At 39.2% G+C, this 15974-nt stretch carries 15 protein-coding genes and 2 tRNA genes; 13 read left to right on the forward strand and 4 right to left on the reverse strand.

Annotation, left to right across the window (positions count from 1 at the left end; translation table 11 throughout):
- Positions 1 to 2: 2 nt before the first annotated feature.
- Entirely contained in the window at positions 3 to 3230 is a 3228-nt protein-coding gene (locus tag LVD15_RS11045; RefSeq protein ID WP_233780392.1) for a hypothetical protein, read from the reverse strand.
- A 501-nt stretch (positions 3231 to 3731) separates the two neighbouring features.
- On the opposite strand from LVD15_RS11045, the gene LVD15_RS11050 reads away from it, so the two are divergent.
- Together LVD15_RS11050 and LVD15_RS11055 are read left to right on the forward strand one after the other, a co-directional pair.
- On the forward strand, positions 3732 to 4295 hold the full coding sequence (locus LVD15_RS11050; RefSeq protein WP_233780393.1) for a Crp/Fnr family transcriptional regulator: 564 nt from the start codon (positions 3732 to 3734) through the stop codon (positions 4293 to 4295).
- A 53-nt stretch (positions 4296 to 4348) separates the two neighbouring features.
- A complete protein-coding gene (locus LVD15_RS11055; RefSeq protein WP_233780394.1) occupies positions 4349 to 4927 on the forward strand; it encodes an NAD(P)H-dependent oxidoreductase in 579 nt (192 codons plus the stop codon).
- Here the strand turns inward: LVD15_RS11055 and LVD15_RS11060 are convergent.
- The 3 genes from LVD15_RS11060 to LVD15_RS11070 all read right to left on the reverse strand — a co-directional run bounded on the left by LVD15_RS11060 (position 4919) and on the right by LVD15_RS11070 (position 6935).
- A complete protein-coding gene (locus tag LVD15_RS11060; RefSeq protein WP_233780395.1) occupies positions 4919 to 5650 on the reverse strand; it encodes an SDR family NAD(P)-dependent oxidoreductase in 732 nt (243 codons plus the stop codon). The genes LVD15_RS11055 and LVD15_RS11060 overlap by 9 nt on opposite strands.
- Positions 5651 to 5741: 91 nt before the next feature.
- Complete coding sequence (locus LVD15_RS11065; protein WP_233780396.1) at positions 5742 to 6242, reverse strand: DinB family protein; 501 nt, start codon at positions 6240 to 6242, stop codon at positions 5742 to 5744.
- Positions 6243 to 6494: 252 nt separating this feature from the next.
- A complete protein-coding gene (locus tag LVD15_RS11070) occupies positions 6495 to 6935 on the reverse strand; it encodes a Dps family protein (protein ID WP_233780397.1) in 441 nt (146 codons plus the stop codon).
- Positions 6936 to 7110: 175 nt separating this feature from the next.
- Here LVD15_RS11070 and LVD15_RS11075 point away from each other — a divergent pair, with 175 nt between their 5' ends.
- The 11 genes from LVD15_RS11075 (at position 7111) to LVD15_RS11120 (ending at position 15946) form a co-directional block, all read left to right on the forward strand.
- Complete coding sequence (locus LVD15_RS11075) at positions 7111 to 7599, forward strand: NADH-quinone oxidoreductase subunit A (protein ID WP_233780398.1); 489 nt, start codon at positions 7111 to 7113, stop codon at positions 7597 to 7599.
- A 15-nt stretch (positions 7600 to 7614) separates the two neighbouring features.
- Positions 7615 to 8142, forward strand: coding sequence for an NADH-quinone oxidoreductase subunit B (locus tag LVD15_RS11080; protein WP_233780399.1), 528 nt, complete (start codon positions 7615 to 7617; stop codon positions 8140 to 8142).
- Positions 8132 to 8617 carry an NADH-quinone oxidoreductase subunit C gene (locus LVD15_RS11085; protein WP_233780400.1) on the forward strand — a complete coding sequence of 162 codons (486 nt, stop codon included), beginning with the start codon at positions 8132 to 8134 and terminating at the stop codon, positions 8615 to 8617. The genes LVD15_RS11080 and LVD15_RS11085 overlap by 11 nt, the downstream gene beginning before the upstream one ends.
- Before the next feature lie 4 nt (positions 8618 to 8621).
- Positions 8622 to 9839 carry an NADH-quinone oxidoreductase subunit D gene (locus LVD15_RS11090; protein WP_305038983.1) on the forward strand — a complete coding sequence of 406 codons (1218 nt, stop codon included), beginning with the start codon at positions 8622 to 8624 and terminating at the stop codon, positions 9837 to 9839.
- Positions 9840 to 9887: 48 nt separating this feature from the next.
- On the forward strand, positions 9888 to 11387 hold the full coding sequence (locus LVD15_RS11095; protein ID WP_233780401.1) for an NAD(P)H-hydrate dehydratase: 1500 nt from the start codon (positions 9888 to 9890) through the stop codon (positions 11385 to 11387).
- A gap of 129 nt (positions 11388 to 11516) precedes the next feature.
- Positions 11517 to 11888, forward strand: a complete 372-nt coding sequence (locus LVD15_RS11100) for a T9SS type A sorting domain-containing protein (RefSeq protein WP_233780402.1) — start codon at positions 11517 to 11519, stop codon at positions 11886 to 11888.
- A 214-nt stretch (positions 11889 to 12102) separates the two neighbouring features.
- Positions 12103 to 13272, forward strand: coding sequence for a poly(ethylene terephthalate) hydrolase family protein (locus LVD15_RS11105; RefSeq protein WP_233780403.1), 1170 nt, complete (start codon positions 12103 to 12105; stop codon positions 13270 to 13272).
- A gap of 351 nt (positions 13273 to 13623) precedes the next feature.
- Positions 13624 to 13749 (forward strand): hypothetical protein, encoded by a 126-nt coding sequence (locus LVD15_RS26840; protein ID WP_255763391.1) that lies wholly within the window; start codon positions 13624 to 13626, stop codon positions 13747 to 13749.
- 229 nt (positions 13750 to 13978) lie between these two features.
- A tRNA-Tyr gene (locus tag LVD15_RS11110) sits at positions 13979 to 14060 on the forward strand.
- Positions 14061 to 14065: 5 nt separating this feature from the next.
- A tRNA-Gln gene (locus tag LVD15_RS11115) sits at positions 14066 to 14137 on the forward strand.
- Between the two features lie 708 nt (positions 14138 to 14845).
- On the forward strand, positions 14846 to 15946 hold the full coding sequence (locus LVD15_RS11120; protein ID WP_233780404.1) for a slipin family protein: 1101 nt from the start codon (positions 14846 to 14848) through the stop codon (positions 15944 to 15946).
- Positions 15947 to 15974: the final 28 nt, after the last annotated feature.

Genomic DNA, 15974 nt, shown 5'->3' on the forward strand with positions numbered 1-15974 from the left:
TATCAGTTATAGTGTTTTACCATGTCCCTTATTTTTCTTGAAGGGTCATTTTCAAAATCTTTTAAAAGGGCTTTTTCTCCCGCTTCAGCCAGTGTGGTAACCAGTTGCATCCTGTGTTTTAGTCCTGCCTTACCTAAGAATGGAGCTATTTTTCCTTCTTTGGCTAATGATATAATCACCTCATTATATTCATCGTTTTCTTCTTCTCTGAGGAGGAATGCAATCCAGTTTTCGAGATTAATGTCCAGCTCGTTCACCTTGTCTATGAGCATTTTTCTCATGCCTGCTTTGTATTCATCTATCTCATCACCGTATTGCTCAGGAGATAAAGAGAGCATTTCTTCCATGTCGAGTTCTTCCTCTCTTACTAGCTGGTGCGTATAAGCAGGGAATAGTTCATAGTCCAGTATGGAATATCCATCGGCACTATGGTTTACTAATAAAGTGATCAGTCGGTCTTGCCTTTCTTTTTCAATCCACCAGATGAAGGATGCCACTGAATACTGGCTTATCCTTTCTGAAGGCTCTACTTGCCAATCTCTCTCATCAATTTTTTCCTCAAAGGCCTTTGAAACTACGGCATAATCCTTTTCACCATTCATGTATTGCATGATTTGGCTGGCAAGAGCTTCTGCATCTACAGCTTCTTCTTCTTTAGCATTAAACTCTACAAATATTTTTAAGGCGCGGAGCAAGTCATGATCCTGAGAAAAAGGGAAACGAGGGTTTCTTAAGGCCAGATCACGGTAATACCTGATTTTAGAGCTCTCATTTATATAAGAAAGACCTTTGTCTAATGCTATAGCCAGATTTTTACGGTAAGCGCCAATCATGCCTGGGTTTTCCTCATCTATTTCGTCATATAAGTCTAGCCAGAATAGGTATTTATCTACCACGCAAGGTTCTGATATAGAGTGAGTGTTTTGTGCCTGAGACATTTGGAAAGCAGCCACCTGTTCTCTTGGAACCTTTGCCTTTTCTAATTCATCAAATATGCGCTCCTCTTGAGTGTGATCTTCTATTCTGGTGGTAGAATAATCACTAGAATAGATTTTAGTAACGAGCCTGAGGACTCTTTGAGGAGCCAGTGCTACCATCAGTTTCCATATTCTGTCAGCCTGTATTCTTAATGGTGGCGGGAAGAATCTCATCCAATAGCAGCATAATAGTACATGCTGGTAAGCATCTTTATAGAAGAATAAAGCATAACTAGGTTGGTGTTCTGAATACTTGTTCAGCGTAATGCTGCCTCTATAGCACTCTTCACGGTACAGGTACTCTTTTAGTAAGTCAAGGATGGTATCCTGATTAGCCTTTGGCATCATAGGAGCGGTGAAGTAGTCCGCTATCAGTTCCCATTCTTCATCAGACATTGCCTTTTTGTCTATCTGTTTTTTCAGCTTTTTAAGTGCGCTTTCCCAGGGTCCTTTTCCTATCAGGGTTACCAGATTTTGAGAGTATTCATCAAAAACCATAGCCTCTCTGTCTTTATTGAGTAGATAGGCAGCTAGTGTTTGTGTGCTGAGTGAGTCAGATTTCCAGTTAGAGCAATCATACATTTCACGGCCACCTTTCTCTAAGGTGCGGTTCACCATGTTAAATGCATCATGATCTAGCTCTTCACTGGCGGGCGCAAAGGCGTCTTCAGAAAGCTTCCACACCTTTTTTTTAGGTGCTTTTTTACTATAACGCTTGTAAAAATCCTCTTCAGAAATGATATGGTAATCCTCTTCATCAGCTATGATGTCGCGTATTTCACTGGATATTTCTTTTACACCCATTAATCTGTAAAATACATCGAGAACGCGGAGAAACTTTTCGTTTTTATCTTTTTTAGTAGATTTTTGACCATCAGAACCTGGGGTAACGGTCATTTTCAAAATCAAGCCATTACCAGACTCCCGAACGTCTTCGTCATCATCATCTTCTTCCTGTATATCCAAATCGAATATAATGTTAGAGAGGATGTTATAAAGTTCTTCGTTGATTTGCGCAGGGCCGAAAGGAGGGAAAGCGGAATAGGTTATTTGATAATAGAAGTTGAGTGCATGTTGCTCAGCTATGGCTACCATATTCGTCTTAGGGATTTGGCTAAGGATCTCTACATTATCGCCTTTTTCAATATAATCCCATATTGCTTCACCATTAGGTAAGGCTAAAATAAACTCTTTAAGATCTCTGGTGCCATCACCTCGGTATACATCTCTGTTATAAAAGTTTTCTCTGTCTATATCTACCTGAGTGCGCTCATCATACTTCATCAAAGGGCCATTAATGGCTTTTTTGATCTCCAATTGCAGGTCCATCGCTTCGTTTTCCAGCGTGTCTGTAATAAAGTGTTGTTGTAAAATGGGGCTTTGATCTTCATCTTCACCATAGTACTCGTTGTTGCGGTTGTGAGAGAAAAGAGAAATATATAGCCCAAGCACCGGATTTTCTTCTTCAATCACTGTATTTTCTGAGTAGCAAAGCATCGGTTGGGCTTCAAAGCGTTCTTTTATTGCTTGCTTAAACCAGGTGTATTCTTCAGGGTTTTCTTTTAAGAAATCTCCCAAAGCGGGATTAGGTTTTATGTCTGAATCCATGAAAACTTCATAAGGCTCAATCATATGATGTCTGAAGTGGTCATTATCACACCATATGAAAGCTTTAATCAGGTCTCTGGTCCAGCCATATTTTTTTAATAAGGAGAATAAATAATCTTCATAACCAGTAGCATGTTCCAGATCCCAGTAAGGTATAAAGTATGACCCGAGCAGGTAAGCATATTCAGGATGCTGAACGGCTAACATAAATAAGGCTTCTGCGCCAAACACACGCATGTCATCTACCCATACCTCATCAGTGTCATTAACCCTGCGGATGGCGGCCACCATGGCTTCTGCTGTTTTTACTACATCAGGCAGAATTTCTTTATGCTCCAGTGCTAAGGCAAAAAATATAGGTTCGGAGAGATAAATCTCTTTATTATCTTCAATGGGTTCTTCAGTATAGAAATCTTCGTTTCCATAAGATAAAGCCTCTTTTAAAACCTCTCTGTTTTTAGGGTCACTGGTTTGCAGGCGCCTTTCTCCACCTTCGGTTTTAGCCTTAAATTCAACATCAAAAGTTGAGCTTCTAAAGGCCTGTTTAGTGTTAAGTATTTCCTGATATGTATTGAGAGCCTCCTGAATAGAGCTAGCAGAGCCTAGCTCAAAGGTGATGATTTTGCTTTTGTCAAATTGATTCATTTTTTACTGTTGCTGAGAGTAATGTACTCGGTTTTGTTAGTTTTTTAGAACTCATATTTATAGAATAATTAGGTATACCCTGCCGCTGATAATAGGGGCGGGTACTTCCTGTATTTATTCTAAAAAAGAGTGAAATGGTTTGCTGAAGTTATTCCCTAAAGGGGCTAGCTGATTTCTTATTTTGGTTTCATTTACAATAGTTTGAAGTTTTTAGCCTTTACTGTGTTATAGGTTGAGGGTCAAAGGTTTAGGCTCCTTCTTTCTATTTAAATTACAATGCCTTTTCTTGAAAAAAGTGAAAGGTTTATAAGTTAAAAAAATGCTTCTGCTGAAATCAGATATAGAAGCAACGCAAAATTAATGACCAATCATTAATAGGCCAAGATTACGATTAATTTTAAATATTGGTTGAGGGAAATAGTAGTTAGTAGTGGTAAAATATAAGTTTCGATAGTAAAATCATTTCATATGTTTGTTGAAAATTCATGAAAGCAAAATATTATGAGGGACTATCTAAAAGGGTTGAATATTCTCACTGATGCGGAGATAGAATGGCTTTACAAGCAAGGTGTAAAAAAGGAAATAAAGAAAGGTGAATTTTTTATACGTCAGGGGGCTGTGAGTGATGAGGTGGCATTTGTGAATTCAGGAATTTTCAGGTCTTTTTATTATTCTAGTGGGGCGGAGGATGTCACCTATTGCCTTCTCTTTGAGAACTCTTTTGTTACGGCCTATTCATCATTTATTACACAGGAAAAGACTCAGGAAAATATTCAGGCACTAACAGATGCAGAAGTGATTGTTTTTCGAAGAACTCTATTCAATGAGCTTGAATCAACAGGGGGAAACTGGTTGAGATTGTTGAAGTATTTTGCTGAAGCCGAGTTTGTGCGCATGGAAAAGAGATTTTTTCTGTTTCAGAAAGAAAGCGCCGAAAAGCGCTATGAAGATCTTATTAATAATCATGCTGAGTTTTTGCAGTTGGTACCTCTTAACTACTTGGCTTCTTATTTGGGTATTACTCAAAGGCATTTGAGTAGAATTAGAAAGGCTATGACGAATTAGACATATGTCCTTTCACATTGAGGGAAGGTGATCTTCTTTTGCCTAAAAAAAAGATGAAGAAGATATTGGTTATTAACGGCCATCCTGATGCTGAGAGTTTTGATTTTGCTTTGTCTCAGGCGTATGAGGCAGGAGCCAGGGAGGCCGGAGCGGAGGTGACGGTGCTTAATATTGGTGCGCTGAATTTCAACCCTAATTTACAATACGGATATAGGAAGCGTATGGAGCTGGAGCCAGATTTGGTGAGCGCTATTGAAGATATTCATTGGGCTGATCATCTGGTGTGGGTGTTTCCTGTATGGTGGAGTGGGTACCCTGCCATAATGAAAGGATTTATAGATCGAACATTTCTTCCCGGTATTACTTATGAAAATGTCGCAGGTAAGCCATTGCCAAAAAAATTATTGAAAGGAAAAACTGGGCATATGATTATCACCTCAGATACTCCTGCCTGGTATGATTATCTCTATATGAAGAGGCCTACTATTAATCAGTTTAAAAAGGGCGTATTGCAATTTTGTGGAGTCGGTCCTGTTAAAGTTACCCGTTTCTCAGTAGTAAAAGGGTCCTCTTCTGAGCAAAGGGCCAAATGGGTGAAGCAAGTAGCTGAACATGGACAGAAATTAAGGTAGTCTGGCAACGAGCTGCTCTGGCAACATCCGTAAAATGTGATATATGGCTTTCCATTTGTAACCAGGCACTATAATGAACCTTTTATTGGCTTTCACCACTGCACGGGCTATAAATTCTGGCTCAAGCATTAGAGATTCTGTAAGGTCTAAGCCCTCTGTCATTTTACTGCGGATGTAGCCGGCTACTATTACGTTCACCTTGATTTTTCTAGGGAAAAGGTATTGACGCATGCCTGCGAAATATTGAGTGAAGGCGGCTTTGGTGCTGCCGTAGATGAAATTGCTCTTTCTTCCACGTACGCCAGAAAGAGATGATAGGCCGATAATTTGTTCAAGACGATTATTGGTTTCATCCATACATATAATATTGAGGATAGAGACAGCTCCTGCATAGTGTACTTTCATCATTTGGAAGGCACCATCAAAATCTCTTAAGGCCTCTTCATTATCTTTTAAATAGCCGGCAGCATAAACTACTATGTGAGGTTTAGCAGGCAGGTTGTCATAAAATTGCTTATGACTGTCAAAATCAGTAGCATCAAATTTTAGAATCTTTACCTTTTCAGTTGGTAAGTCATTAGTCGCTACGTACTCTCTGAGCTGATCGGTATTTCTTGATGCCGCTATTACAGTATAGTTTTTTTCCTGAATATATATTTTCAGGGCTTCTTTGGCTACATCAGAGTTGGCTCCAAGAATGAGCACTACTTTAGGTTCTGTCATTAGATAAGCAATTTTGATCGCAATATAATCAGTTAACTATTGCTTATGAAACAGCGTGGGCCTACTCTGGTTAGAGCAGCCCACAGAAATATTAGTTAAACTGGTTTTCGTCAGCGCTGGGGCCGTAGCTTCCTGGTATGGGTATATTTAATAATCTTAGATATACACCCAGCTGAGCACGATGATGCACTATTTGGCATAAAGCCATTCTCATTACGCCATATTTATCATCTTTATAGAGAATAGTATCGCCTTTTCTCATTATCCATTCTTGTTTAAAGGTAGATTCATCGGCTTTTTTGAGTGTTTCCATGCCAGAGGCTAATGAGTCTTCATAAATTTTCATCAGTTCTTCCGTGCTTTTAATCTCGGTAGGCTCAAAATTATTTTGATCGAAGTCTATGCCATCTGAGTTTAGTGCCATTGATACCCAGGTGGGTAGCTCGGCTATGTGTGTGGCCAGGTATCGCATGAGCATGCTCTTTTCATGTGGTTTAAAATCTAGCTGATCTTGGGGAATGCGCTCTAACATTTTTTTAGTGGTCACTGCTTCTTCTTGCATTTCACTTAATAATAGTGGTATGAGTTCCATATTTTCTAATTGTTTTAGTTTAAAACTCAAAGAAAACACGGGCTAGTGACAGCCCTATGTCAGTAGGTTTTTTGAAAAGTAAAAAAATAAAAAAAAGGCTGTCTTCAAATGTAGTAGCCAGATTAGTGAAAGTCAGGTTAAGGAACTCGAAATGTCTTCCTATTCAATATAAAGAAGATTTTGAGCACCTCAACCTCGCTTAATGGTTACTTTTGAAACAGCCTTTTTCAGATTAGGCTAAAGTGCGCGGGTTTATTTCAACCACGCTTTCATCATCCATAAAGTTTTTTCTTGCTCGTCAATAAATCCGGTCATCAGATCTTCTGTAGCATCATCTCCAGATGCAGCAGCTAGTTCTTTAATCTCTCTTTCATAGCTCACTATGTTATTAAGATCATCTATAATTCCAGATACAGCTCCTTCGCCATCATGTACATCTTTTTTTGCTTTGATGGTGGCTGTGGCAATGTAATCATCAAAGGCGTGTAATGGTTTGCCTTCAATAGTGAGTATCCTTTCGGCGATAGTATCTATCTTTTGTGCTGAATCAAGGTATAACTCTTCAAATTTTTCATGTAATTGAAAGAAATGCTTACCCTGAATGTTCCAATGGAAACCTCTTAGGTTTTGGTAGTAAATTTGGTAGTCAGCAAGCAATACATTCAATTTGTCAATAATCTCTTTATTCTTCATAGTCTTAGTCTTTTCGTTTATTTCTACTACAAATAACGTCAATTATAGGCCTTTGGATTACTGATTTTTATCAATAATACTTATTAAATCATAGAGTTTAGTGATTTTAATAATGCTCGAAAAACCGTTGTTTCTGTGATGAAACATCAATCTGTTTATTATCTTTGGTTGAATAATGGAAAACGAACAGATATCAGCTTTTGGAGAGGTGTTGATATTCCTCATAGGAGGGTGTGTTTTTGTGCTGGGAGGCCTTTTTAGCTCCAAGTTAATACATCCGCACAGACCTAATGCTCAAAAATTAGAATCTTACGAGAGTGGTGAGCAGCCTATCGGATCAGGGTGGAGTCGCTTTAATATCCGATTTTACGTAGTGGCTTTGTTGTTTTTACTCTTTGAGGTAGAAATAGTATTTGTATTTCCCTGGGCTACCGTATTTGGTAATGCCGATTATATAGAAGCTACAGATGGCCTTTGGGGCTGGTTTTCAATAATAGAAATGTTTGTGTTTATCTTTATTCTGGCGCTGGGCCTTGCCTATGCCTGGGTAAAGGGCTATCTGGAATGGCCTAGAGCAAACGTTACTCCTTCTGACTTTAAATCTCCTGTTCCGGAAGATTTATATGAAAACATCAACAAAAAATACCAATCCACTAAAAGCTGAAAATAGATAGAAATTATGGGATTACTGGATAAGCAATTTAATAGTGGAGGTGTAATTATAACTAAGGTAGATGACTTGCTAAACTGGGCCAGGTTATCATCCATGTTTCCTATGACTTTTGGTTTGGCTTGTTGCGCTATTGAGTTTATGACTACTGGTGCAGCTGCTTATGATATGGAACGCTTCGGTATGGCGCCTCGGGCTTCTCCCAGGCAGGCCGATGTTATGATTGTTTCAGGTACAGTAACCTTTAAAATGGCTGATAGAATCCGAAGGCTATATGAGCAGATGTCAGAACCCAGATATGTGGTGTCTATGGGCTCTTGCTCTAACTGTGGTGGTCCTTATTGGGAGCACGGCTATCATGTAGTGAAAGGGGTGGATAGAATCATACCTGTAGATGTGTATGTGCCAGGCTGTCCGCCAAGACCGGAAGCGCTTATTGGTGGCTTTATGAAGCTCCATGAGAAAATAAAAAACGAAACACTAATGGCTCCCACGGCCTTAGAGGAACTAATGGATAAGGAGGAAGATGCAGTTTGAAGATATAATAGCTAAGCTTCGAGAGGTGTGTGGCGAAGAGGTAATAGTGGATGTAAATGAAGAGGCATCGCCAAAAATGATCACTATAAAGCCTGAGAATTTGCTTCAGGTAAGTGAGACCTTGTATAAAAATGAAAGTCTGTTTTTTGATATGCTTTCTTGCATTACCGGGGTAGATAACGGACCGGAGGCTAACACTATGGAAGTGGTCTATAATTTCTATTCTATCCCATTTGAGCATGCGCTCATGCTTAAGGTAATCCTGCCAAGAGAAAATCCTGTGGTATCTTCTTTGGTGAGCATTTGGAAAACTGCAGACTGGCACGAGCGTGAAACTTATGACTTGCTGGGCATCCACTTTGGAGGGCATCCTGACCTACGCAGACTCCTGATGCCGGCAGACTGGGAAGGACATCCATTAAGAAAAGACTATAAGAATCTGGAATATTACAGAGGAATAAAAGTAGAATATTAAACTCGTGGGTAACCAAGTACAATATCAATATAAGGATGATAATCTCTTAAAATCAGAACCCAATAAGTATCAGCAGGGTGATCTGAAAAGTGAGGAGATGATTGTGAATCTGGGGCCACAGCACCCTTCTACTCACGGAGTGCTCCGTATGGAAGTGGTTACCGATGGGGAGATCATTAAAGATGTGGTGCCGCATCTGGGTTATTTGCATAGGTGTTTTGAGAAGCACGCAGAGTCATTGCCCTATAACCAAACTATTCCTTTTGTAGATAGGCTGGATTATCTAACCGCCATGAACAGCGAGCATGCCTGGGCTATGGGGGTGGAGAAAATGCTGGGAATAACCGATAAAATACCTAAGCGAGTAGAATATATCAGGGTATTAGTAGCTGAGCTCAATCGTATGGCTTCTCACTTTGTGGCTATAGGTACTTATGCGATGGATATCGGAGCATTTACCCCATTTCTGTGGATGATGCGCGATAGAGAGCATATTATTAGGTTGTTAGAATGGGCCAGTGGAGCCAGAATGCTCTATAATTATGTTTGGGTAGGTGGTGTGTTTTATGATTTGCCAGTAGGCTTTGAAGAAAGGTGTAAGCAGTTCGTTGATTATTTCCGTCCTAAACTGGAAGAACTGAAACGACTGATTATTGATAATAAAATATTTGTAGAGCGAACTGCCAATGTGGGTGTTTTGCCTTTAGATCTTGCCATAAATTATGGTGTTACTGGTCCTATGCTCAGAGGTTCTGGCTTAAGGTATGACTTGCGTAAGGTAGATGCCTATTCAGTATATCCTGAAATTGATTTTGATATCCCTGTAGGAGAAGGTTTGATGGGAACCAAAGGAGATTGCTGGGACAGAACTTATGTTAGGGTGCTGGAGGTAAAAGAATCTTTGAAGATTATAGAGCAGTGCGTAGAAAAGCTTACAGGCGAGCATAAGCGAACTCCTGATTTTGATCCTCATGCGTTAGTACCTAAAAAGATAAGGCCAAAAGCGCAAGAAATATATACCAGAGCAGAAAACCCTAAAGGTGAGCTCGGCTTTTATTTCCGGGCTGATGGTAAAACGGATGTTCCTTTCCGTTGTAAATCAAGGTCTTGTTGTTTTGTAAACCTTTCTATTATTTCCGAGTTATCAAAAGGTAGTCTTATAGCTGATTTTATAGCTATTTTAGGCTCTATAGATATTGTTTTAGGAGAGGTAGACAGGTAATGCATTTAGAAGTCTTCATGTGTTCCTGTTTTAATAAAGCGTTTACACATGAAAATAATTAGTGCTACACAAACTAAAAAGGTAGATCAATATACAATTGAAAATGAACCCATCTCATCCATTGATTTAATGGAAAGAGCCTCCTCGGCTTTTGTGGATTGGTTTGCCAGTCATTATGATCCTAAGCTTTCAGTGGCCGTAGTTTGCGGTACTGGTAATAATGGTGGTGATGGCCTGGCTATAGCACGCTTGCTACATGAGAGGCACTACAAGGTCGCGGTATATGTGGTAAGGAAATCCGATAATTCTTCAGATGATTTTGCTGTTAATGAGCAGCGGCTGGAGGATATGTTGGTGATAAATACAGTCGCCAACGAGACAGATGTCCCTTCATTTGATCAATATCAGATATTAATAGATGCCATTTTTGGATCTGGCTTAAGTCGTCCGGTTGAAGGAATGTATGCTTCAGTGATCAATGCCATAAATGATGCTAAAGCAGAGGTGGTTGCTGTTGATATTGCTTCAGGGCTCTTTGCAGATGAATATTCTGCAGGAGGAGCTATTGTTAAGCCTTATTATACCATTTCCTTTCAGCTGCCCAAGCTGGCCTTTATGTTGCCTGAAAATGCGGAATGCGTTGGTGAATGGATCATCAAAGACATTGGTCTTGCCGGAAAGGGGATAGAACAGCAAAGCACAGCTTATCGCTATTTAGATCGTAAATTCGTAAAATCATTTCTAAAAAGGCGTACTAAGTTTTCTCATAAAGGCAACAATGGTAGAGCGTTAATCATGGCGGGTAGCTATGGTAAAATGGGGGCAGCGGTGCTCTCGGCCAGAGCGGCATTAAGATCTGGAGTGGGGTTGCTTACTACGTATATTCCTTCATGCGGATATCAAATCATGCAGTCCGTGGTGCCAGAGGCCATAGCTCAGGTAGATGAAGGAGATCATTTTCTTACTAGCTACGCAGAGGGAGAATCTAAATATGATGTCATAGGGATTGGTCCAGGCATAGGAAAGGAGCAGGAAACTATGTTTAGTCTTATGCAGGCTATACAATCATTTGATAAGCCTTTGGTAATAGATGCAGATGGTTTAAATATAATGGCGGAACATAGGGAGATATTAGAGACCTTGCCGGAAAATTCTATCCTTACGCCACACCCTAAAGAATTTGAGAGATTGGCAGGAGAGTGGAGTAATGATTTTGAAAGATTAGAAATGCAGAAGGAATTTTCCAGTACTTATGGAGTCATTGTAATTCTAAAAGGAGCCCATACTTCTGTTTCTACGCCACAAGGTGAGGTTTTTTTCAACAGTACGGGGAATGCAGGCATGGCTACCGGAGGTATGGGAGATGTGCTTACCGGGGTAGTTACCGCATTATTGGCGCAAGGATATGCGCCACCTCAGGCCGCTTTTCTGGCAGTTTTTTTTCATGGCTTAGCCGGAGACATAGCAGCTGAAAATCAGGGAATTGTTGGGATGACAGCCTCTGATGTGGCTGATTCACTACCCGCTGCTTTCAAAATGATTCATTAAAAAACGAACATTATTTTAAAAGTTTCGTATCTTATAAGAAGTGTTGTAACGATTGCGAAATAACAATATTGTGGATTGAGAATATGGATCAATTTTTGCTGGCTTTATCATGAATAGAAACGAAAGCTTATGAAGAAAACATTACTGCTAACTATACTTACACTTTCAATTGCTTTATTATCGCAATATGCCTTTGCACAGAAAGGTGAAGTAAGACGTTTCGATAACGCTACAATAGAAAATAGAACCAATATTGTAAAGCTTTTCCCAAATCCGACCATAGATTACCTGAATATCAAAATTGAAAATTCAGAATTAGAGCATGCTACTTTTACAGTGCATAATATCATAGGTAATGTAGTTGAAGTAAAAGTGGAGGAAGTGGAAGAAAATAGATACAGAGTGAAAGTAGAAGATCTTTCACCTGGGTATTATTTTTTGGCCATAAGAGATAAACAAGGACACTTCAAAGAAACGTATAAGTTTCTTAAACGGCAGTGACTGACTGAAAAAACATAGATAGAGCCTGGTTATGAAAGTAGCTAGGCTTTTTTGTTTTATGTAAGATTTGACCTCATTAATAAATAGAATTTTGTTTAAATAAAATAGCTTAAAGTTAGTCATGCTTGTAAGTATCTTATTTATTGTGCTGTTAAATATAATGTGGTAATGATTAAATTATATATAATTAATTACAACCTAAATTCAATTAATTATGTACAACAATCTAAACCTTAATCGATTCAGTATTAAACTGAATTTGGCCTTTTTAGCTGCTTTCCTATTTGTTAGCTCCTTCAGCTTTGCGCAAAGCAGTTATTTTACGCAATACGGAAATACAGGATCTTATTCTGTAGAAGTCATTCGTTCTGTGGGACCTGTTTTTGCAGGTTTTGACATTTACAAGCCTGTAAGCTTGGGTGGTTCTGGTGAAAAACATCCTGTGCTTACCTGGGGTAATGGTACAGGCGGTAGTCCTATAACCTATAATGGCCTGCTTAGGCACATGGCATCATGGGGCTATGTGGTCATAGCTTCAGATGATAGCAATGTGGGTAGCGGAGATGAGATGATAGATGCTATAGACTACATCTTAGATGAAAACGCAGATCCTGGTAGTGAGTATTATCAAAAATTGGATACCGATGCTATAGGCGCTTTTGGTCACTCTCAAGGTGGAGCAGGAACTATTAACACGGCTATTCAAGATTCTCGTGTAACCTCTATAGCTCCGCTGGCACCGGCAACTTTTACTTTTCCATATTTTTATTCTACTGAAGATGTGGAGTGCCCTATGTTTATAATGGTAGGTGCAAGTGATGGGCTCGCTAATCCTTTATCTGTGTATTCTACCTCATTTTTGAGTTCTACTACTACCGCTCTGTATGGCTCATTAATAGGAAATGGTCATTTTGATTGGGTAGGAGATGCCGGTAGTTTTCGTAAATATGTTACAGCTTGGTTTGAGGCTACCTTAAAAAAGGATGAAGATGCCGAAGATCTATTTTTCTCAGAATCGGCTCCTATTTTTGATGATAATAGCTGGAGAACAATTACTTCCAGGTATCTGGATGATTATGATGCTAGTGATGCGGCCTTAGTTTTGGTGGCAGATGATGAAGAGTTTGTGGAAACTAACTTTTATCCTAATCCTTTGAGAGGACAAAGTAGCTTAGAGTATTTTGCTAATGAGTCATCGGATGTGACACTTACCGTAATAGACGAAAGTGGAAATGTTCTTAAAACTACAGAGGGTATGGCTGGCTATAAAGGTAAGCAGCAAAAAACCTTTTCTGCCTCTGATTTTCCTCATCCTGGAACATACTATTTTATTTTAGAGATAGAGGGGAAAGAAGAGGTGAAAAGGATTAAGGTAGAATATTAATATTGCCATTTTTAATATTTAAATTAAGTCTAATTAATAGAGGTAAATCTTTCATTGAGATCATTTAGAGGCGTTTTTGATAAGTGATTTCATAAAGGATTCCTTTAATTGAGATTTCACAAAACAAAATATTATTTTGTTTTGTGAAATCCTTTTACGATACTTGCATCCGTAAACGAAAAAGAAATGAGAATATACACACAACATATCAATCGCATGGAGCCCACAAAATATGGGTTATGCATAGATTTATGCAGGTGTAGGTTCGGTAGATATTAATTTATTATAGATATAAATTAAAACCCGGGCCTATAAAGTCCGGGTTTTTTTATGCGATAAATATTTCAGCTTATGATTGAAAACAGAATATTATTTGGTTTTGATGTTTTGCTTCAGGGGAGAGGTATGTCTTTTTCAGATTACCGTGCTGATCAAAGTTGGAATGATGAAAAATATAAATTTCAGGATATGGAATAGGTGATATTCTTTTGAGAAGATCATTAAACCCCGTCCTGAATAGGTCGGGGTTTTTTTATGCCCTAATGAAAATAATAGGATGGTAAATCTATCCTGTAGGTAAACCAGGGGAGAGGCAAAACGGGTGTCTCCTCAAAAACATAGGAGAGTGGTTAAAGACCACAAGCAGTACTCCGTTTGTGCTGTGATGTTTGAAAAAGCTCCTTTGGAATAGCGGTTTACCTGATTTGGGAGCACGCCAAAGTTGGAGAGTTGGGCCTGACTGTAAATCAGGTGCTTAGGCTGAGTAGGTTCGAATCCTACTGCTCCCACAAATTGCCGAATGGTCTAATGGGTAGGACATCAGAGTTTGGTTCTGACAGTAGAGGTTCGAGTCCTTTTTCGGCAACATTTAAAATCTTTTACCTAATGGTAAGAGCACGAGGAAAGTAGCTGCAATAAGACTAAGGTGAGTGTTTCTGGATAGCACCACAGTATTCTTCGGGATATACTGCTTATTGTGGGTTTATGTTTCTTCATCACTCTGTGTACGAAGGTTCGACTCCTTCCTTTGACGATATAGTCATTGTAGTTCAGTGGATAGAACAACAGGTTATTTAGTGTGGGTTCGAGTCCCACTCCTTGAAAGCAAGGATGGCGAAATTGGCAGACGCGATGGATTGCGGTTCCATTTAAATTTAGGAAGTAGACCTTCTTCTAAAACAGGTCACCATTGAAAATGATCAAAGGCCGCCTTTGTGAATCTCTTTGAGGTTTGCTCAAAAAATAGGCTAAGGCCCTGATGAATGAGGATATCGCATGGTTCATTTTCAATTGCTTCTTTAGTTATGAAGTTCTGAAGAGTCAGGTACATTTAGAATGCTAAAGTGTAAAACTGCATTACACGAACACATAAATATGTGAACGCGGTGTGGTAGCCATGAGGCGCTCGAAGTGTAGCTGGTTTGGGGAGCTAAAGCCAAAGAACGATTTGAAATGCTGTGCTTAATCATAAATCCGCATTGGCTTATGGTATGCTTTTGACATTTTCTTTAACCGAGAATTATTGGACCAATGATGATAAATGAAGTTTTGACTTAAAAAAAGAGAAAAGATCATGTTTAGAGAAAAGATCAACCCCGGAACAGTGGGATTAGTATTTCGCGACGGTGATTACAAACGAGTAATTACCGAAGGAAAGCATTGGGTCAGTCCATTAGATAGGTTGGTCCGATATGATAGAAGTAAGTCCTTTCCGTGGCCAATAGATTTGAACATTCTGTTGAGAGATGATGAATTAAAGTCATTACTGGAAGTGGTGGATGTGAAGGATGATCAAATTGTATTGCAGTATACCAATGGAAACCTCAATAGTGTGCTTACTCCTGGGCGATATGCTTACTGGAAGGGAGTAACCGATTGGGAATTTAAAACCATGGATTTGAGCAAAGTAGATATTACCGAAAACATAAATATGGGGGTGGTAAAAAGACGAGAGCTCGTTCCTTTTGTGAGGGTATGCAAGATAGAATCTTATGAAAAAGGAGTACTTTTTATTGATAATAAAGAGGAAAAGATTCTCGGTCCGGGAGAGTACTACTTCTGGAAAAATGCCCAAAACGTAACGGTTTCTAAGGTAGATTTAAGGCAGGCACAGTTGGAGATTACTGGGCAGGAGATCTTAACCAGTGATAAGGCTGCTTTGAGAATCAATTTTATGATTCAGTACAAGGTGGTGGATATTCAAAAAGCTGTAATTGACAATAAAGATTACGAAAGGCAACTGTACACCATGGTGCAGCTGGCTCTGAGAGAGTATGTGGGTACTTTTTCTTTAGATGAACTGCTAGAGAAAAAGGAGGAGATAGGTGATTATGTGAAGAATGCTCTTAAAGAAAAAGTGGTGGCTTTAGGTGTAAAAATCAACGATGCTGGAGTGAAAGATGTAATACTGCCTGGTGATGTAAAAAGTATAATGAATCAGGTGCTGGTAGCACAAAAGCAAGCTCAGGCTAATGTGATAACCCGTAGGGAAGAAACAGCTTCTACCAGGAGTTTGCTCAACACAGCTAAGTTGATGGAAGACAACGAAATGTTGTATAAGCTAAAGGAAATGGAGTATGTAGAAAAAATTGCGGATAAAATCGGAGAGATTACTGTGGCAGGAAATGGCCAGGTGATTGATCAATTGAGAAGCATTTTTACTCCTACTAAATAATATGAGGTCTGTATTTTAATATTGAGCA

The organism is Fulvivirga maritima (genome assembly GCF_021389955.1).
Lineage (GTDB): Bacteria > Bacteroidota > Bacteroidia > Cytophagales > Cyclobacteriaceae > Fulvivirga > Fulvivirga maritima.

Excerpts from the sequence above, each read along its gene's own strand:
- LVD15_RS11120 (WP_233780404.1), top strand. The coding sequence starts at position 14,846 with ATGTTTAGAGAAAAGATCAACCCCGGAACAGTGGGATTAGTATTTCGC.
- LVD15_RS11080 (WP_233780399.1), top strand. The coding sequence starts at position 7,615 with ATGGGATTACTGGATAAGCAATTTAATAGTGGAGGTGTAATTATAACT.
- LVD15_RS11050 (WP_233780393.1), top strand. The coding sequence starts at position 3,732 with ATGAGGGACTATCTAAAAGGGTTGAATATTCTCACTGATGCGGAGATA.
- LVD15_RS11070 (WP_233780397.1), bottom strand. The coding sequence starts at position 6,935 with ATGAAGAATAAAGAGATTATTGACAAATTGAATGTATTGCTTGCTGAC.
- LVD15_RS26840 (WP_255763391.1), top strand. The coding sequence starts at position 13,624 with ATGATTGAAAACAGAATATTATTTGGTTTTGATGTTTTGCTTCAGGGG.
- LVD15_RS11100 (WP_233780402.1), top strand. The coding sequence starts at position 11,517 with ATGAAGAAAACATTACTGCTAACTATACTTACACTTTCAATTGCTTTA.
- LVD15_RS11055 (WP_233780394.1), top strand. The coding sequence starts at position 4,349 with ATGAAGAAGATATTGGTTATTAACGGCCATCCTGATGCTGAGAGTTTT.
- LVD15_RS11105 (WP_233780403.1), top strand. The coding sequence starts at position 12,103 with ATGTACAACAATCTAAACCTTAATCGATTCAGTATTAAACTGAATTTG.
- LVD15_RS11045 (WP_233780392.1), bottom strand. The coding sequence starts at position 3,230 with ATGAATCAATTTGACAAAAGCAAAATCATCACCTTTGAGCTAGGCTCT.
- LVD15_RS11065 (WP_233780396.1), bottom strand. The coding sequence starts at position 6,242 with ATGGAACTCATACCACTATTATTAAGTGAAATGCAAGAAGAAGCAGTG.
- LVD15_RS11095 (WP_233780401.1), top strand. The coding sequence starts at position 9,888 with ATGAAAATAATTAGTGCTACACAAACTAAAAAGGTAGATCAATATACA.
- LVD15_RS11060 (WP_233780395.1), bottom strand. The coding sequence starts at position 5,650 with ATGACAGAACCTAAAGTAGTGCTCATTCTTGGAGCCAACTCTGATGTA.
- LVD15_RS11075 (WP_233780398.1), top strand. The coding sequence starts at position 7,111 with ATGGAAAACGAACAGATATCAGCTTTTGGAGAGGTGTTGATATTCCTC.
- LVD15_RS11085 (WP_233780400.1), top strand. The coding sequence starts at position 8,132 with ATGCAGTTTGAAGATATAATAGCTAAGCTTCGAGAGGTGTGTGGCGAA.